Here is a 12,576-nt window from a genome sequence, read left to right as displayed (position 1 = left end):
AGGGACAATATAGTGTAGAAGACACACTACTACACACAACCAAGCCTATGACGTACACGCTCACCACGACCGCCGACGAATCGCTCGACGAAGCAGTGGCCGCGACAACTGATGCACTTGAAGACGAAGGATTCGGTGTCCTCAGCGATATCGATGTCCGTGAGACGCTCAAACAGAAACTCGACGTCGACACTCGACAGTACCGCATCCTCGGTGCATGTAACCCACAGCTCGCCCACGAAGGTCTCGACGAAGAACCCGAACTGGGTGCGCTCCTGCCATGCAACGTCATCGTCTACGAATCCGACGACAGTGTGACCGTGAGCGCGGTCGATCCCGGACAGCTCGTCGGCATCACCGACAACCCCGCGCTTGATTCCATCGCCGAAGAAGTCTACGAGCGCTTCGAGCGCGTCCTTGAAACCGTTGGCGAGGAGGCGTGAGGCGATGGCCAACTCTACTCGGACGGACCTTGCGACGATACTACTGGTCGGTCTCGCCATCCTCGTGTTGGCTCCGATGCTCATGATGGGATTCGCAATGCCGATGATGGGTGGGATGTACGGCTATGGCGCGGGCGGGAACGCCGGACTCGTCGGGCTTCTCGTCCCGCTCGTCGTGCTTCTCGTGGTTCTCGGAGCCGGCTATCTCCTCGTCCGTCGCGTAGCCGGCCACACCGACTCGCGTGATACTGCGCTGGAGGAACTCCGGAGCGCCTACGCACGCGGCGACCTCTCCGACGAGGAGTTCGAAACTCGCCGGGAGAAACTCGAAAGCGACTGACTCCAATTATATGAACCTGGATATCTCTCGACGAGAGCTGCTCGCAGCCACCGGGGGCGCGTCTCTTAGCATGCTTGCCGGCTGTTCGTCTTCGTCGTCGAGCACCGATTCGTCCACGCCGACCGTGGCTTCGGCCCCAGCAAGCGCCGAGCCATCGCCCGAAGCAGCCACCTCGCAGTCACCGACCGTCCCGAAAAACGCTGATCAGCAGCGAACGCTCACTGCCACGACCGGCCCGATTTCGCCCAACGGAACCGAACGCTCGAATCCCGCATGGCTCTACGACGGACAGACGCCCGGACCGGAACTGCGGGTCGCCGAGGGCGACGTGCTTCAGGTCAGCCTCGAAAACCAGCTGCCCGACCCAACGACGATACACTGGCACGGGATTCCGCTCGCCAACCCGATGGACGGCGTGCCGAACGTCACGCAAGCGCCCGTCGAACCCGACGGCACGTTCACCTACACCTTCGAAGCGGTCCCGGCCGGGACGTATTTCTATCACAGTCATATTGGGCTACAGCTCGACCGCCACCTCATCGGCCCGCTCATCGTCGAGGAGGAGTCGCCACACGTTGCGTTCGACCGCGACATCGTCGTGATCTTCAACGATTACCTGCGGGGTGCCCCGCAGCCGGAATCCGAATGGGCCGTTCAGGGCGGAGGCGGTATGGGTGGTGGAATGGGTGGAGGTATGGGTCGCAATCAGATGGACGGTGGTATGAACATGGCCTCACGTCCGGACTACGCGGGCCTGCTCGCAAACGGCCGTCTTCCGTCGAATCCATCGGAGTTCACCATCGAAAAGGGCGAATGGCTCCGAGTCCGATTCATCAACGCCAGCGGGGCGACGACGTTTCGCGTCGGTCTCGGTGGCCATCGACTGAACATCACCCACGCCGATGGCCAGCCCGTCGAACCCGTCACGACCGACTCGTTCGCCTTCGGTCCCGGCGAGCGCTACGATGCAGTCGTCGAAGCGAACAATCCCGGAGCGTGGGCCATCGAGGCCCGGTCGGTCGATGGCGACGAACAACCGGCCACGGCGACGCTGCGCTACGAGGGTGCTACCGGCACTCCACGCAAACCGTCGTTCGATGGCAATCAGCTCGGCTACGGCGACCTTCACGCGGTTGAATCCATCGAGGGGCTACAGGGGTCACCGGACCGGACGTTCGATGTCACCCTCTCGGCAGGCCGCGGTCCGGGAACGTGGCTCATCAACGGCCAGCGATTCCCCGACGCGGACCCGTTTGCCGTGAAGGCTGGCGAGCACGTTCGGATACGGCTGAACAATCGAAGTCCAGTCGCTCACCCAATGCATCTCCACGGACACTTCTTCCACGTCGGCGACGTGCTCAAGGACACGGTGATGGTGCCGGGCCACATGGGCCGGGTCACGATTGACTTCCTCGCGGACAATCCTGGCGAGTGGCTGTTCCACTGTCACAACATCTACCATCTCGACGGCGGTATGGGACGTATCATCGAATACACCGGCTGAACACGAAAACAGGACACTACACTACTATGAGCGAACATTCGATACGTGACGAAACCGAACGAGGAAACGAACCTGCAACCACCGACACACCGCCGACCCACCGGCCCGGCGATAGCGGCGATGACATCGCTCAGACGGACCACTCAGGTCACGAGGAGATGTTCCGCCGACGCTTCTGGATATCGCTGGCTCTCTCGATTCCAGTCATCGTCTTCAGCGAATTCATCCAGGATATCTTCAACTACACCGCACCTGTCTTCCCCGGCAGTGAATGGATAACGCCGATTCTCTCGGTAGTCGTCTTCGCGTATGGGGGCGTGCCGTTCCTCTCGATGGCGCGGACGGAGCTCGAAAACCGCGAGCCGGGCATGATGATGCTCATCTCGCTGGCGATCACCGTCGCGTTCGTCTACTCGCTGGCGAGCCTCGTCCTTCCGGGGACGACGCCGTTTTTCTGGGAGCTCGTAACGCTGATCGACATCATGCTGCTGGGCCACTGGATGGAGATGCGCTCGGTCCGGCAGGCCTCGGGTGCACTTGACGAGCTCGCAAAGCTCATGCCCGACACCGCAGAGCGCGTCACCGAGGGCGGCGACACCGAGGAAGTTCCGATTGATGAGTTGACCGAGGACGACGTCGTGCTCGTCCGTCCGGGCGCGAGCGTCCCTGCCGACGGCGAAGTCATCGAGGGCGAGTCATCGGTCGACGAGTCGATGATAACCGGCGAGTCCCGTCCGGTCGACAAAGATCCTGGTAGCGAAGTCGTCGCCGGGACGGTCAACCAGGACGGCAGCCTCCGTGTGCGGGTGACCACGACGGGTGAGGAGACGACGCTGGCGGGTATCATGCGTCTCGTCGATGAAGCTCAGCAGTCGAAATCCCGGACGCAGTTGCTCGCCGACCAGGCGGCGGGCTGGCTGTTCTACGTCGCGTTGGGTGTTGCGGCTCTCACGCTGGTCGGCTGGGTCATCGCAACTGGCTTCGACATCATGGTCCTCGAACGTGTCGTCACCGTCCTCGTCATCGCGTGTCCGCACGCGCTTGGACTCGCGGTCCCACTCGTAGTTGCAATCAACACCTCGACCGCGGCCCAGAACGGGATGCTCATCCGCGACCGCATTGCCATGGAAGAGTCCCGGAATCTCGATACAGTGATGTTCGATAAAACTGGGACGCTCACCAAGGGTGAGCAGGGCGTCGTCGGCGTCGAGACGGCTGAAGACTGGGACGAAGCACGGGCGTTTGGCGTGGCTGCGGCCGTCGAGGGCGACTCCGAGCACATGATCGCCCGTGCCATCCGGAACGCGGCCGACGAGCGCGACGTCGACCGTCCGCAGGTCTCGGAGTTCGAGAACCTCCGTGGTCTCGGCGTCCGCGCTACCGTGGATGGGACGACTGTGCATCTCGGCGGACCGAACCTCCTCAGAAAATTCGACATCGAGCGGTCCGAATCCATCACGTCGTTCGCCGAAGAAGCCGGCGCGAACGCACAGACGGTCATCTATCTCGTCCGCGAGGAAACCGATGTGGTCGCCGCGTTCGCACTCGCGGACGTCATCCGCGAGGAGAGCCACCAAACGATCCGAGCGCTCCATGATATGGACATCGAGGTGGCGATGATCACCGGCGATTCCGAGGACGTCGCGGCCGCGGTTTCCGAAGAGTTAGACATCGACCAGTACTTCGCTGAGGTGCTTCCCGAGGAGAAGGATCAAATGGTCACGCAGCTGCAAGAGGAGGGAAAGCTCGTTGCAATGGTCGGCGATGGAGTCAACGATGCACCCGCGTTGACGCGGGCCGATGTCGGTATCGCCATCGGCTCCGGTACTGACGTGGCCATTGAATCTGGCGACATCATCCTCGTCGAGAACAACCCGCTCGACGTGATGCGGCTCGTGCGCCTCTCGAAGGCGAGCTACCGGAAGATGCAGGAGAATCTCGTCTGGGCGACCGGCTACAACGTCTTCGCGCTCCCGCTCGCCGCGGGGGTACTCGCACCGATCGGTATCCTGCTTTCGCCCGCAGTGGGCGCAGTATTCATGTCGCTGTCGACGATTATCGTCGCCATCAACGCCCGCCGACTCCGCGGAGTAGACCTCTCGTGAGCGAGCGCGGTCGGTCGATCTACGACTGGTGGAGTCGTCACGAACGCCTGTTCAACCGACTGTACGATGTCGCCTTCCTCGGTCGTGAGACCGAACTCCGCGAGCGGGCGGTGAAGTCGCTTGCGCTCGACTCCGGCGAGCGCGTACTGGAACTCGGCTGTGGTCTGGGCAACTCCTTCGAAGCGCTTCGCACTCGTGTGGGGAGCCAGGGAGCTGTAGTCGGCGTGGACTACAGCCACGGAATGGTGGAGCGCGCCGCCGAACGGGTTCGGCAGGCAGGCTGGAGGAACGTTCATCTAGTACATGGTGATTCAGGGCGTCTCGGAGCCGATGACGGGGCGTTCGATGCGGTCTATGCTGCAATGACGCTGAGTGCCATGCCGAATCCAGCAGACGCGGTCGACACGGCGTACCGAGCGCTGCGTCCCGGCGGTCGGATTGTCGTCCTCGACGCGCAGCCATTTCAAGAGTTCCCGTGGACGATTCTCAACCCCGTGATCGTCCCTCTCTCGAAGTACACGACGAACTGGTTTCCCGAGGAAAACATCCCAACAGCGCTCGCCAGCCGATTCGGATCAACGACGGTAGCCACATTCAACGGTGGAACGATTTTCATCGCTACCGCACGAAAACCGAAGCAGAACGACGAGATATAGTGAGATGAATCAATCAACATCGGTAACCAACGGCCTGATGGCGATTCTCCTATGAGCCAGAGTGGTGTTCGCACGCGGGCAGCGACGGGGTTCGCCACCGGTGCGGCACTCTCTGTGGGAGGACTTCTATGTCTATCCTCGCTTTTGAGTGATGTTGGCCACGTGCACGTCCTATGGCCTACTGTTAGTGTTCTCGGAGCGGTTGCACTCACAGCCATGGTCTGGGTTGCTGTCCATCGCGCCTCGCCACCGGTATCCAAACAGGCTGGCTGGATGGGTGTGTTCGTCGTCTTCGGACAGGCGATTGACGCGGTTTCGACGGCAGTCGGCGTCGACATTCTCGCCGTGTCCGAGCAGGTGCCGCTTTCACGCGCCGTCTTAAATCTCGCTGCGACGCTCCCCACCGCATCGATAATCGGCGTCGGATGGCTCTTCGTCGTCCTCAAGCTGAGTCTCGCAACGGGTCTGGTCTGGGTAGTCGCCACCGACAGCGAAACGACGCCGCTCGGGACGCGGCTTCTCTTTCTCGCAGCGGGGCTCGCCGGTTTCCTCCCCGGAGTTCGAAACCTCGTCCTCTATGCGCTGGCGTGATCGTCCATCATCCCATTAGCTACGGACGACTCACGTGTGGAACCGGCCATCGATTCGGCAACACTCAGGTCACCCTCTCAAAAAGCACATATTCCACCCAGTTTCAGCCATATATATGAGACGACGCACGCTTCTCGCTGTGTCTACAGCGGCTCTGGCCTCTCTTGCAGGTTGTGCCGGTGATTCGGGTGGAGCGAACGAGAGTCCGACGGCCGTTCCACCAACGGGCAAGTCTAGTGATCAATCACCCCAGCAATGTCCCACGTCCACTCCGAGATCAAAGACGATCTCGAAACGAGCTGGAGGAGGTACCGACGAACCGAGCACCACGGCTGTCTCTCGACGAGAGTCCGGAACCGCTTGCAGGGGCGTAAGCAAGATCTCGTTCTATGCGCTTGGCGAGATTGCCGATGGAATTTGGCGTCAGGATACCGTTTGGGTCGATTTCAGCCGTGAAGCGAGCACACGGGTTCGGTTGGTGGTGCTGGAAAACGATACCGTCCTCGGTACGACTCGGGTCGGACAGCCACCGAGTACTGGTACGGCCTCGGCTGGGGTGCCGATTACTCTCAGGACCGAACTTTCAGGGGAGCACACGATTCGTGTGGTCGCGTATCCAGATACGGGTGAGGACGGCGAGTTTACCCCTGCAGGGGTGACTCCCTGTCAGCACGAGGGTGAAATCGTTCGAACAGAACCGACGACGATCGATTTTAGCAGATTTGCCGAGATCACCTCTTCGACGCCACGTGGCACGTAAGCGGTCTCTGGTCACGGCGATGGTATCAACCATCGCTTAATTTGAACGGAACCGTCACCACATGACCCGTCGCGCGAGTACGTAAATCAGAAGCGATGCGATGAACGTCCCGATGAGCGATTCGGCCATCGCGAGCCCTTTCGCATACCCGAGTGGAACCCAGTCGCCATAGCCGAGCGTCGTGAACGTAACGACGCTGAAGTAGAGGCTCTCCGCGAGAATGGCCACCAAATTCCTGATACCAGTGACCGTGGAGGGATCGAGCGGGCCGCCCGTCGCATAGGTGAGAGCTGCCCCCGAACTCGACCGGCGCAACCCGCCGACCGCGGAGAGGGGATAGAGCACTGCACTCAGAACGATCACCACGAGTGCAGTGTAGACCACGTTCCAAATCCCCTCACCGTACTGCATCACCCAGCGTGCGCCTTCGGCTTTCGCCCAGCGAAGGTACTGTCCCCTCGCCCAGACTTGCCGCCGCTGGGTGTCGTGTTGCCGAACGTAATACTCGCTCGCCTGCTGGTTCAGCTTGTTCTCTCGGGAAATGGTTTGCAGTGCGCCGTACGTCCAGATCGCCTTATCCAGTAGATCAACATTCCCATCGGCGACGACAGCGCCGAGTGACTCGTCCTCAGGGATCATCTGCTCGTAGCTACAAACCCCATCGAGGGACGTTCAGTGGTCGATCCGGCAGTTGTCGTGGACACTCCCGTAGAAGTGAGCCCCGGTGAGATCCGCCCCGCGGAGATCGGTTCGGATCATCGCTGCGTACTCTAGGTCCGCCTCGGTAAGATCGGCGTCAACCAGAAGCGTCTCTTTGAGCGTTGCATCCGTCAAGGTCGTCTCACGAAGCATCGCGCGCCTGAGAGTCGTGTTGCTGAGGTGGCGTCGGTTAGTCCGCATCCGAGAGATCGGCGTCTTCGAATCGTGCATGCGAGAGATCGGCACCGACGAGCGTAGCGCCAACGAGGGTCACCTCCGCCCCGCTGACGTGTGAGAGATCCGCCCCATCGAGCGTAGCACGATCCAGGCAGGTGGCGTCGAGAACGCTATCCGAAAAGTCACACCCAGTACAGTTCGCTCGGGAGAGATCGGCGCGACTACAGTCGGCGTTCCGTAGGGTTGCGTTTGTCAGACAGGCATTCCGGAGCGTACAGTCCGCAAACGAGAGGGAAGAACCTATCGACACGTTCGGGAGATACGCCCCGTCCAACCGCTCTCGGTTATCGGTACGGGCCGCGGCGAGCGCATCTACTGGCTTGTTCGCTCGCTCAACGTGTCAGACACAGTGATCGGTGTCTCCCCATGACGGCCGCCAGCAACTGTACGCGCCGGCAGTGTCGGATTCGCTGTCGAAAGAGTAGCTACAACGCTCCGCTGGAGTAGGTGGCGTCTCGTGGGTCAAAGAAGTCATCATGTCCTCACTAGCCATCAGTACGTCCGGAGTCGGGCGTTCTCTTGGTTATTGCGTATCATGGTGCAATCGTCCCCGTTCAAACCGTCGTCTACGAGGGGTTTCCGGTGGGAACCCCCTCAACTGTACTGTCCGGGTATAGTTCGACACACCCGAACTTCCTCTCGGAAGTTGCTTTGGATCAAAAATAACGATCGATTCTGTACTGTCCCGTGCTGAGGAGTCTCCTGCAGCTGTGGAGACCGTATTCAGGCCATGTTCCGGCAGCTTTCTGCACAGCGGGGCAGGATTTCGGCGCAAGCCTGGCAGTGGTCGTGGTCGTGCTGTTCGCACTCCTCAGCACACGCCTCACACGCCTCAGCACAGGCCTCGGCGACCTGAGAGTTGAATTCGGAGTCTCGAACACACAGTCGCGCACACAGCGACGCGAGGTCGGCGACGTCCCGGCAGAGCCGGAGGCATTCGGCCATCCCCTCACCGTGGCCCGCGCACTCGTCGGCACACCACTCACAGACCTCGGCGGCCTCGATGCAGGTATCCACGCACTCTTCCATCTCATCGCTCAGACCGATCTGTTGGACTGCCATTGCACCTCAGATATCGGGCGGATCGTTTTTGTGCTTTCTGGGCAACGATATTCGATTGTTTCACAGATCTATTTCGGGTGGCTTGAGGTAGATTGTGGAACAGTCCCAAAAACGAAAACCACCACGAGGGGATGGTACAGATCTTCTGTTTCGAAGTTAGCGATGAGCAGCAGTACAGACCATTTCTACGCGGTATTCGCTCCCCTTGCAAACGACAGGAGAATGTGTTTGACTCGCCATAGCATACACATAGCCATGACTGGGATCGACGACGTTGATTACGAGATCATCGAGCTGCTGATGGAGAACGCTCGTCACTCCTATCGAGAGATCGCAAAGCAGGTCGACCGTTCGCCACCGACAGTTTCGGATCGCGTTGAACGTCTTCAGGAGATAGGCGTCATCGAACGATTCACCCTTGATATTGATCGGTCGATATTGGTCGAAGGACCGTCGGTACTCGTCGAACTTGATGTTGAACCCAATAGTGATGAAACCGTAGCGAACACGCTCGCTGACACGCCAGCTGTCGAACACATTATTCGAACGCTCGACGCGACGGTATTATTTGTCGCACACGGGAGCGAACAAGACATCCGGGCTCTCCTCTCGGAAACTCTCGATGGTGCACAGATTCGGAGTTACACGGTGCGACTGGTGAGTGAATCAACTTGGAAACCACAGCTGGGTGCAGAGTCGGTCTCGATGGAATGTACCGTCTGTGGAAAATCAGTTGATGACGGCGAGACAGTCGAGTTGGGTGAGCAGACTCACGAAGTCTGCTGTACGTCGTGTGCCTCGAAGATCAAGACACAATACGATGAGCTCAAAGAAGCCGCGGCGAGCGAATGATCTCTAGGGGTTAGACGAAACAGACGTATGATCTGAGTCTATCGTTGTTGACGACTGCATATCGTATGAAAACACCGCGGCAAAACGGACGCGAAAAACAGCTGTTTTTCGCATCGATACGAAAACCCCTGTTCTTTATGTACTGAATCCCGGTACGAATAGGGTGTCCGAATCCACCATGCAGATCGCCGCCTACGTCCGCGTCTCGACCGACGACCAGAACGAGGATCGCCAGATGCGCGCGATCCGCCAGAAGTACAGTGAGACGGAGACATCGAACGAGATCGAGTGGTTCTGTGACCTTGGCGAAAGCGGGGCATCGACCTCCCGGCGGGAGTACCAGCGTCTCCGCGAGCACGTCGCGGAGTACGACGTGGTGGTCGCGCACGAACTCGATCGGCTCGGGCGGTCGTTCGCCGACCTCGCTGGCTTCGTCGAGGACCTCCGCGAGAAAGGCGTTGGCATCGACCTCGTGAACCAACCTATCGGGACGGTCGGCGAGGACGATTGGATGGCCGAGATGATGCTCAACATGATGATGGTGTTCGCCGACGCCGAGCGCAAGATGATCCGCTCGCGCGTCCAGGAGGGTATCGACGCCGCCATCGCCGACGGCAAGCGTGTCGGTCGCCCGCCGTTCGGCTATACCGTTGAGGATGGTTTCCTCCAGCAGATTCCCGCCGAGTACGTCCGCACCCAGACGTTCATCCGCGAGGTCCGCAAGGGCCGTGAGAAGCACGCCACCGCTGGCTTTTTCGAGATTCCCGAGTCAGCGGTCCAGAGCATTCTTGCGCGGGCCGAGGCGAACTACGACGTCCCGTTCGACAACGACCAGTGGCGGCTCGAACGTGCGAAGGTCAGCGCTGGCGAGAAGGACCTCCCGCCGCTCGATGCCCAGAGCAGATACTCTCCCGCACTGACGAGCGTCCCAGAGCAGTAACTGTTCAAGGAAGTGCAAGCGTTCGGAACCATCGGTGCCCCCGAGCGAGAACGACTCGATCATGATCCGGTGACGAGGCGGTCGTCGTACCCGACAGAAACCGATGGGACAACACTCGCCACGCTACCGTAGCCGCGTGTGAACAGCGCCACCTCCGCGCAGTGTTCGTCTGTCGGACGACTTGTGGGTACGGTTAGATATACTATATGAGTCCGAAGTCAACGCCAGAGTCGGACTCAGCCGACACAGATGCACGTATCGACGCGAAATCACCCACCACAAGCCCGCTGGACGACACTGCGGAGATGGTGGCAGCGGCTCTCGTCGCCGACGCCACCGGCTACAATGGCCGGTCACGGTTTTTCGAGGACGACCCCGACGGGACAGGCGATGCTCTCGACGGATTCGTTGCGGATGTCACGACCATCGCGCAATCACAGTGTGAGCGGGCCGGGAGCTACACCGACATCGAGACGCTGGTCTGCCACCTTCCGATCGATCATCTCACGTTCGCCGCACAAGATTCGTTAGCACCGTATTCGGGACGGTATCCGATGGCGATCCACGTTCGAGCGACCCTCCTCATGGAGATCAACGGGTGGGACGAAACTGCCCTCCACGACCACCTCCGAACACATCCTTCGCTGCGCCAGAATCTTGGCTTCGAAACCCTCCCGAATCAATCGACGTTCTGGCGCGCGTGGAACGAACGCTTCAGCGAGAAGCTCCGCGACGCCGTACGGGAGTGTGCTGACTCGATTGTGAGGGCCGCGCGTGCCTGCGGGGTGTCGCTTCCTGACCGGATCGACATCGACGAAGCAGATGAGTCGGACGCCGACGACCCTCCCGAACGTCAACTCGTCGCCGCAAAAACCGACGAGGTGTGGCAGCAGGCCAAACCGTTCGTGACCGACGCCTTCGCGCTCTCTCGTGGCCCGAACTGGCAGATTCATGAGAACGCCTTCTGGGAGCAACATGCCTACATGGGGATGCGCGAGGACATGTACGCCCGCAGCGGCCCCGCGTCGTTCTCACTCGATACCACACGCGAACGGATTCCTACGGGATCGACCCACCGTTACCAGATCGGAAAGCTCTCGGTCGCGGAGATCCGCTCGATGCTTCGCAATACGACGCGGATGCTGATCGCCCGCGCTCGCCAGAACGGCGAGCTCGATGGACCGGTCTTTGCGGCCATCGACGTGACCAAGGGCTTCCCGTTCACCGGTGATCTGGAGGACCACGATGACGATATCCTCGGCTACAAGGACGGCAACGACTACTACCAGTGGGCGGTGCTCAAAATCGTCGGGATGGATGTGCCGCTCGTCCTCGACGCCATTCCGCGCGTGCGAGGTCAGTCGAAAGACGAGATCGTCGAGAAGCTCCTGTCGCAAACGACCGAAATGGTGGATATCGACCTCGTGATGATGGACCGCGAGTTCGACAGCGGCCCTGTGAAGGACACCTGTGAGGAGTACGGCGTCCACTTCCTCAATCCGACACGCATCTTTGAACGCAGTGATGAGGCCGAAACCATCGCGTGGATGTACCGCAACGGCAAACGCTTCCACGTCACCGAGGAAGAGACGCTTGAGGGCACGTCGACACGCAAACAGATCTACCTCCCGCAGCGGTCGAATTCGGACGATGACGAGGACGACAGTCTCTCAGAGGTGTGGACGGAGATGTGCGGCGAGTGGGAGTTCGAGAATGTGGACGGCGAACCGAGCGAGGGGATGTCGTTCTCGCGGCTGCTCGCGGATATCCAGCGAGAAGAGGAAGTCGAAGAGCGCAAGCAGAAAGCCAAGGATGGAGACGTAGACACCGCCGAAACCGTCGTCTTCGAGACCAACCACCCCTACGTGACAGCGCGTGGCACTGACGATCAACGGATGGAGGGGAAGGAATTCATCCACATGATCGAGCGGCTGATCCGGTGGTATCGCCGCCGTTGGGGTATCGAGAACGGCTTTAAGAAGCAGAAACACTTCATGGTGCGAACCACCTCGACTGAACGCGACTATCGGTTCTTCAACTTCGCGTTCGCGTGCGTCCTCTACAACGTGTGGCGACTGGTCGACCTGCTGGTGAAGATCGCCATCGACGGCGAGGACCTCACGTACAAGCCACGAGTGGATGCGAACCAGTTCCTGACCGTGGCGAAACAATACTACGGCCTCGATCCGCCTGATTAACGCCAGACCATCTCTGTGAGCGCCCGGTCATGAGCGACAGCTCTCTTGGACGCTGGTTTGTTTCACGCTTTGAGACACTGGTTCTGAAACCGTGATCCGATTCTGGTCGCGACTCATTTGGTATGTCAAGAAACCGGCTGCAACGAACGTTCGACTCGTGCATTCAGCGGCTACCTAGCCGACATCAGA

13 protein-coding genes are annotated in these 12,576 nt (G+C 60.1%); 9 read left to right on the top strand and 4 right to left on the bottom strand.

Annotated elements, in window-relative coordinates; all coding sequences use genetic code 11:
* The first annotated feature begins 47 nt into the window (after nt 1-47).
* Genes HACJB3_RS14810 through HACJB3_RS18850 form a run of 6 tightly spaced genes read left to right on the top strand, consistent with a single transcriptional unit; the run spans nt 48 to nt 5,639 of the window.
* Complete coding sequence (locus HACJB3_RS14810) at nt 48-443, top strand: DUF302 domain-containing protein (protein WP_008414037.1); 396 nt, start codon at nt 48-50, stop codon at nt 441-443.
* A gap of 4 nt (nt 444-447) precedes the next feature.
* Nucleotides 448-783 carry an SHOCT domain-containing protein gene (locus tag HACJB3_RS14805; RefSeq protein ID WP_008414038.1) on the top strand — a complete coding sequence of 112 codons (336 nt, stop codon included), beginning with the start codon at nt 448-450 and terminating at the stop codon, nt 781-783.
* Between the two features lie 10 nt (nt 784-793).
* Nucleotides 794-2,287: a multicopper oxidase family protein gene (locus tag HACJB3_RS14800; protein ID WP_049934606.1), complete on the top strand. Its 1,494-nt coding sequence runs from the start codon at nt 794-796 to the stop codon at nt 2,285-2,287.
* A gap of 26 nt (nt 2,288-2,313) precedes the next feature.
* Nucleotides 2,314-4,392: a copper-translocating P-type ATPase gene (locus tag HACJB3_RS14795; RefSeq protein ID WP_013199550.1), complete on the top strand. Its 2,079-nt coding sequence runs from the start codon at nt 2,314-2,316 to the stop codon at nt 4,390-4,392.
* Entirely contained in the window at nt 4,389-5,048 is a 660-nt protein-coding gene (locus HACJB3_RS14790; protein ID WP_013199549.1) for a class I SAM-dependent methyltransferase, read from the top strand. The genes HACJB3_RS14795 and HACJB3_RS14790 overlap by 4 nt, the downstream gene beginning before the upstream one ends.
* Before the next feature lie 51 nt (nt 5,049-5,099).
* Nucleotides 5,100-5,639 (top strand): DUF63 family protein, encoded by a 540-nt coding sequence (locus HACJB3_RS18850; protein WP_081461331.1) that lies wholly within the window; start codon nt 5,100-5,102, stop codon nt 5,637-5,639.
* An 814-nt stretch (nt 5,640-6,453) separates the two neighbouring features.
* On the opposite strand, the gene HACJB3_RS14780 is transcribed toward HACJB3_RS18850, so the two are convergent.
* The 4 genes from HACJB3_RS14780 to HACJB3_RS14765 all read right to left on the bottom strand — a co-directional run bounded on the left by HACJB3_RS14780 (nt 6,454) and on the right by HACJB3_RS14765 (nt 8,397).
* Nucleotides 6,454-7,038 (bottom strand): potassium channel family protein, encoded by a 585-nt coding sequence (locus HACJB3_RS14780; protein WP_008414051.1) that lies wholly within the window; start codon nt 7,036-7,038, stop codon nt 6,454-6,456.
* A gap of 33 nt (nt 7,039-7,071) precedes the next feature.
* Nucleotides 7,072-7,299 (bottom strand): pentapeptide repeat-containing protein, encoded by a 228-nt coding sequence (locus HACJB3_RS14775; protein ID WP_148258256.1) that lies wholly within the window; start codon nt 7,297-7,299, stop codon nt 7,072-7,074.
* Entirely contained in the window at nt 7,289-7,585 is a 297-nt protein-coding gene (locus tag HACJB3_RS14770; RefSeq protein ID WP_238532902.1) for a pentapeptide repeat-containing protein, read from the bottom strand. The genes HACJB3_RS14775 and HACJB3_RS14770 overlap by 11 nt, the downstream gene beginning before the upstream one ends.
* Before the next feature lie 473 nt (nt 7,586-8,058).
* Complete coding sequence (locus tag HACJB3_RS14765) at nt 8,059-8,397, bottom strand: hypothetical protein (RefSeq protein ID WP_008414054.1); 339 nt, start codon at nt 8,395-8,397, stop codon at nt 8,059-8,061.
* Nucleotides 8,398-8,652: 255 nt separating this feature from the next.
* On the opposite strand from HACJB3_RS14765, the gene HACJB3_RS14760 reads away from it, so the two are divergent.
* The 3 genes from HACJB3_RS14760 to HACJB3_RS14750 all read left to right on the top strand — a co-directional run bounded on the left by HACJB3_RS14760 (nt 8,653) and on the right by HACJB3_RS14750 (nt 12,387).
* Nucleotides 8,653-9,249 carry a winged helix-turn-helix transcriptional regulator gene (locus tag HACJB3_RS14760; RefSeq protein WP_238532901.1) on the top strand — a complete coding sequence of 199 codons (597 nt, stop codon included), beginning with the start codon at nt 8,653-8,655 and terminating at the stop codon, nt 9,247-9,249.
* 178 nt (nt 9,250-9,427) lie between these two features.
* On the top strand, nt 9,428-10,189 hold the full coding sequence (locus HACJB3_RS18845) for a recombinase family protein (protein WP_008414056.1): 762 nt from the start codon (nt 9,428-9,430) through the stop codon (nt 10,187-10,189).
* Nucleotides 10,190-10,494: 305 nt separating this feature from the next.
* Nucleotides 10,495-12,387: a transposase gene (locus tag HACJB3_RS14750; RefSeq protein WP_008414057.1), complete on the top strand. Its 1,893-nt coding sequence runs from the start codon at nt 10,495-10,497 to the stop codon at nt 12,385-12,387.
* Nucleotides 12,388-12,576 lie beyond the last annotated feature (189 nt).

The organism is Halalkalicoccus jeotgali B3 (assembly GCF_000196895.1).
GTDB classification, from domain to species: Archaea; Halobacteriota; Halobacteria; order Halobacteriales; family Halalkalicoccaceae; genus Halalkalicoccus; species Halalkalicoccus jeotgali.
Note: the sequence above shows the minus strand (reverse complement) of the source record. Positions and strands in the feature narration are given on the sequence as shown.

Excerpts from the sequence above, each read along its gene's own strand:
- HACJB3_RS14810 (WP_008414037.1), top strand. The coding sequence starts at position 48 with ATGACGTACACGCTCACCACGACCGCCGACGAATCGCTCGACGAAGCA.
- HACJB3_RS14805 (WP_008414038.1), top strand. The coding sequence starts at position 448 with ATGGCCAACTCTACTCGGACGGACCTTGCGACGATACTACTGGTCGGT.
- HACJB3_RS14800 (WP_049934606.1), top strand. The coding sequence starts at position 794 with ATGAACCTGGATATCTCTCGACGAGAGCTGCTCGCAGCCACCGGGGGC.
- HACJB3_RS14795 (WP_013199550.1), top strand. The coding sequence starts at position 2,314 with ATGAGCGAACATTCGATACGTGACGAAACCGAACGAGGAAACGAACCT.
- HACJB3_RS18850 (WP_081461331.1), top strand. The coding sequence starts at position 5,100 with ATGAGCCAGAGTGGTGTTCGCACGCGGGCAGCGACGGGGTTCGCCACC.
- HACJB3_RS14780 (WP_008414051.1), bottom strand. The coding sequence starts at position 7,038 with ATGATCCCTGAGGACGAGTCACTCGGCGCTGTCGTCGCCGATGGGAAT.
- HACJB3_RS14775 (WP_148258256.1), bottom strand. The coding sequence starts at position 7,299 with ATGCGGACTAACCGACGCCACCTCAGCAACACGACTCTCAGGCGCGCG.
- HACJB3_RS14765 (WP_008414054.1), bottom strand. The coding sequence starts at position 8,397 with ATGGCAGTCCAACAGATCGGTCTGAGCGATGAGATGGAAGAGTGCGTG.
- HACJB3_RS14760 (WP_238532901.1), top strand. The coding sequence starts at position 8,653 with ATGACTGGGATCGACGACGTTGATTACGAGATCATCGAGCTGCTGATG.
- HACJB3_RS18845 (WP_008414056.1), top strand. The coding sequence starts at position 9,428 with ATGCAGATCGCCGCCTACGTCCGCGTCTCGACCGACGACCAGAACGAG.
- HACJB3_RS14750 (WP_008414057.1), top strand. The coding sequence starts at position 10,495 with ATGGTGGCAGCGGCTCTCGTCGCCGACGCCACCGGCTACAATGGCCGG.